This is a genomic window from Aeromonas sp. QDB30 (assembly GCF_027707645.1).
In the GTDB taxonomy this organism is placed as follows: domain Bacteria; phylum Pseudomonadota; class Gammaproteobacteria; order Enterobacterales; family Aeromonadaceae; genus Aeromonas; species Aeromonas caviae.
The window spans coordinates 1-4,097 of sequence record NZ_JAPCIY010000137.1 but is presented as its reverse complement, the minus strand read 5'-3'; the positions used below and the strand labels follow the sequence as shown (position 1 = coordinate 4,097).

General features: G+C 60.9%; 3 protein-coding genes. 1 reads left to right on the top strand and 2 read right to left on the bottom strand.

Annotated features, from left to right (window positions below; all coding sequences use genetic code 11):
* Positions 1-40: 40 nt before the first annotated feature.
* Positions 41-613, bottom strand: a complete 573-nt coding sequence (locus tag PG896_RS20545; RefSeq protein ID WP_270836164.1) for a hypothetical protein — start codon at positions 611-613, stop codon at positions 41-43.
* Positions 614-1,126: 513 nt separating this feature from the next.
* On the opposite strand from PG896_RS20545, the gene PG896_RS20540 reads away from it, so the two are divergent.
* Positions 1,127-3,046: an EAL domain-containing protein gene (locus PG896_RS20540; protein ID WP_270836163.1), complete on the top strand. Its 1,920-nt coding sequence runs from the start codon at positions 1,127-1,129 to the stop codon at positions 3,044-3,046.
* On the opposite strand, the gene PG896_RS20535 is transcribed toward PG896_RS20540, so the two are convergent.
* Positions 3,043-3,957 carry a 1-aminocyclopropane-1-carboxylate deaminase/D-cysteine desulfhydrase gene (locus PG896_RS20535; protein WP_161469768.1) on the bottom strand — a complete coding sequence of 305 codons (915 nt, stop codon included), beginning with the start codon at positions 3,955-3,957 and terminating at the stop codon, positions 3,043-3,045. The two genes, PG896_RS20540 and PG896_RS20535, sit on opposite strands and share 4 nt — an antisense overlap.
* Positions 3,958-4,097 lie beyond the last annotated feature (140 nt).

The following is a 4,097-nucleotide window of genomic DNA, read 5'->3' as shown; positions in this document are numbered from 1 at the left end:
TTGCGATTAAATCAGATCACAAACGAAGCCTTTTTTCTATCTATTTCAATTGGTTGTAGCTAAAGATCCTGTACATGGTCGGGTGCTTGTGGTTGAACTCCAGGTAGAAACAGTCGTTGCAGGGGGTGCGCAGCAGCTCATGGCTCCAGCTGCTGTCGAGCACCCAATAGGCCAGATTGCCGTTGCGTCTCGCATAGACCAGGGTTTCGCGTTCGGTATCGAACATGGGGGCCGTGCTGGATATATGAAAGTCGGGGGAGACCGGTATGCCGGCGTCGGCAAGCTGGGGCAGGGCGGGGCCCAGGGTGGAGCAGCCGCTCCCGTTGGCAAGCTGCAGGCCGGCCAGGCGAATATGGCGGTTGTAATACTGGGGTGAGCGCAGCAGCGCCATGTCTTTGGGGCCGCAATCGAAGGCAAAGTGGGCGAGTTGAGCGGGGACATCGTGATCCAGGAGCTGGTTGCGCTCCTGCTGGTAGTCGAGCAGAGCCCTTTCCTTTGTCTGCAACAGGTGGTGAGCCAGCTTGTCGCTCAACAGGGGGGTGAGCAACAGCATCAGCAGCGGGGGCAAACAGAAGAGGCCCAGAGGAATCCATAACGGAGATCGTGCAGACATGGTGGGCCCCCTTCTTCCCTGAAATGAAACAACCCGATTGAGGCTCAAGCATCATAGCATTAGCTGCATCGATTTGAGCCAAGTTGGTCACACTTGGAACAAAAACGATAATTAATTGATAAATAAAGGATATGGCTACACACCTGAACAAGATTCAATCGCTGACCTGTCATAAATGACAATTGTCCAGCTTATCTGAAGTGGCTAAAGTAACGGTGCGGTTTGACTCACCGTGTGTTCAATACTCCTGTATCTATTTTTGTCAGTAGCACAGAGTGTTAGTTTTGATATGAGTGTTTCTTTTGGTCCCCGTTGTGGGACCATTTTTCTGTCCGCTCCTCAGCCTGTGTCCCCTCGTTCTCTCCCTTGATGCCTCTTTTGCGGCCCGCACAACGGCGCCGCATGACGCATCCGCCCGCTTATTTGCAGAAGCGGGATCTTCATCCATAGGCGGCGTTTGGTCTGGGCTGATACCATGATGCCCTATGGATGCTGTCGGCTACGGAAAGGCACATGAAACTGACCACTCAACTCGTCTCTTTTATTACGCTGTGCGTGATCTCGGCCATGGCCATGGTGATGCTCGGCGGGGTCTTCAGTTTTCGCCAGATGGGAATGGAGCTGCAGCAGAACCGTGTCGACTCCCTGGTGGAGATCATCGACAAGCAACTGGGGGTGACCGATGACCAGCAAGCCCTTGCCCGCTGGCTGCCCTCCCTGTTGCGGGCCTCCCATGTGGTGGAGCTGGAGATCCGTCAGGACAAGCAGCGGGTCTACTGGTTTCGCGATGTGCAGCAGCAGACGGACGAGAGCCTGCTGATCGCCTACAGCGAGGCGATCCCCAATCAGGCCGGGATGCGGGCCGACTTCAAGCTGGACAGGCCGTTCAAGGAGTTCGAGTACTCCATGAAGGCGATGTTCGGCATCTCTCTGGGTATCTTCATCGTGGTGTTCGGGCTCTGGTACTCCATCCGCTGGCTGCGTCTGCAGTTGCGCGGTGCCGAGCTGCTGGCGGAGCGTGCCCAGCTGATCCTGGATGGCAAGCTGACCAAGCTGGCCCATGACCCTGCCGAAGAGTGGCCTGTTTCGGCCAGTCAGGCCCTCACCCATCTGCTGACCGAGCTGGCCGACGCCCGCAAGGAGCGCAGCCGCTTTGACAACTTCATCCGCAGCAACGCCTTCGTTGACAAGACAACGGGCATCGGCAACCGCCTCTTCTTCGACAACCGGCTGGAGAGCGCCATCATGGAAGCAAGCGTGATCAGCGGCGGTGTGCTGCTGATCGAGCTGGCCGGTGTGGAGGAGCTGGATCCCGAGCTGAGCGGGCGCCCGAGCCAGGAACTCCTGATGGAGGCGAGCGCCACCATCGCCGCCTTCGTGCGAAAGCACAGCGGAGCCCTGCAGGCGCGCTATGCCGGTCAGGTCTTTGCCGTGCTGCTGCCGAACATGTCAGAGAGCGAGATGGTGGACGGCGCCAGCCAGTTGCTCAAGAGTCTGCAGCGGCTGCACTGGCCCGAAGCGGTCAATGCCGACACCGCCGTCTATCTCGGTGCGGTCTGCTACCAGGCACAGGATTCCCTGCTCAAGGTGCAGGAAGAGGCAGAGCTGGCGCTCAAGAGCGCACGCCTGCAAGGACACAGCGGCTGGTTCCTGTTCGAGAAATCCCTCAACGAGGAGGCGAGCAGCAAGGGAACGGTGCGCTGGCGCACCCTGATCAGCCGTCGCATCGAGGAGCAGGGCATCGACTTCTACGTCCAGCCTGTGCAGCAGGAGCGGGATCAGGTGGTGTTGCAGCAGGAGCTGCTCATCCGCCTTCACGACGAGCAGGGCCGGGAGCTGCAGGCGGGGGTCTTCATGCCCATGGCGGAGAAGGCCGGTCTGCTGCTGCCGCTGGACAGACTGGTGGTGGCCCGAGCCTTGCGACTGCTGCGCCAGCGACCGGCATCGAGCTGCCCTATCAGCCTCTCTCTGTGCGCCCAGAACCTGCTCACCCGCGAGTTCCAGCGCGAGCTCTTCTTCGAGCTGTTCCAGTTGCCGCGCAGTACCAACGAGGGGTTGATCCTGCAGTTGTCGGAGTCCCAGGTGACCCGCCACTACGAGGCCCTCAAGCGACCACTTAGGGCGATGCGCATGCTGGGGTGCAGGCTGGCCATCGATCATGCGGGCCAGGACGTGGTGAGCACCCAGTACATCAAGGAGTTCGAGATCCACTTCCTCAAGCTGCACCCCAGCCTGGTGCGGGAGATCCACCTGCGCCAGGTCAACCAGATGGCGGTACGCAGTCTGGTGGGGGGCTGTGCCAATACCCAGGCCCGGGTCATCGCGGTGGGGGTGGAGAGTGGCGACGAGTGGAAGATGCTGCGACACCTGGGCGTGCATGCCGGTCAAGGTCCCTGGTTTGCCGACCCCGAGCCCCTCAACCTGCCTGACTAGCGCCCCGGCCGGGGTGACAGGCGGCCCTGCTCCTGCAGGCCCGCCAGCCCCTGCAAGCCACCGGTGTGGATGAAGATGATCTTGCTGCCGCGCGCAATGCGGCCTGCCGCCAGTTCGCGAAACAGCCCCCACATCGCCTTGCCACTGTAGATGGGTTCCAGCGGCAAGCCGGTTTCGGCACTGAATGCCTGCACCCATTGCCAGAGTGCCGGACTGAACCTGGCATAGCCGCCGTCGTGGTGATCCAGCGCGATGCGCCAGCCCGGGATGGTGGCCGCCGCCGGATGCAACCGGCATACCTCGCCGGTGATGAAGTCGGCCCCCTTGAGCACCGCGATGGCCAGGATCTGCTCCTGCGCCCGCTTGCCCGCGATGAGCCCCGCCAGGGTGCCGCCGCTGGCGCAGGGTAGCACCCAGAGATCCGGCGAGAAGGGCACCTCGTCGACCAGCTCGGCCACCCCGGGGATGGCCAGCGGGCTGCTGCCTCCTTCCGGTACCAGCAGGGTGTCGTCATCCTCGAACCGGGCAAGCCATTCGGGATCCTGGCGCCGGCGATAGTCCTGGCGGTCGACAAAAACGAGATCCATGCCCCAGCCTTTGGCCGCTTTCAGGGTGGGATTGCTGACGGTATCCCCTTCACCGCGTATGATGCCCGTGGTGCGCAGTCCCAGTCTGAGTCCTGCTGCGGCCAGGGCGTGGATGTGATTGGAGTAGGCGCCGCCAAAGGAGAGGATGTGGCCCTTGCCCAGCATCTGTGCCTGTTGCAGATGGTATTTGAGCTTTCGCCACTTGTTGCCGGAGAGGGTCGGGTGGATCAGATCGTCCCGCTTGCACCAGAGCGTGACGTCATGGGCTGCCAGCAGAGGATGCCGGATCCGGTGCAGGGGGGAGGGGAGCTGAAGGGGGGCCATGGGATCGTTTCCCGTGGGTGCCAGCGTGGTCGTCGATGCGTCGTTTGTCATAAAGTTGGAGGCTAATACCAATCAGATTAAAGATGTGATCTAATTGCTCTATTCTGGTTTCACTGTACTCAGTATGTCCGATCCAATCG

Excerpts from the sequence above, each read along its gene's own strand:
- PG896_RS20545 (WP_270836164.1), bottom strand. The coding sequence starts at position 613 with ATGTCTGCACGATCTCCGTTATGGATTCCTCTGGGCCTCTTCTGTTTG.
- PG896_RS20540 (WP_270836163.1), top strand. The coding sequence starts at position 1,127 with ATGAAACTGACCACTCAACTCGTCTCTTTTATTACGCTGTGCGTGATC.
- PG896_RS20535 (WP_161469768.1), bottom strand. The coding sequence starts at position 3,957 with ATGGCCCCCCTTCAGCTCCCCTCCCCCCTGCACCGGATCCGGCATCCT.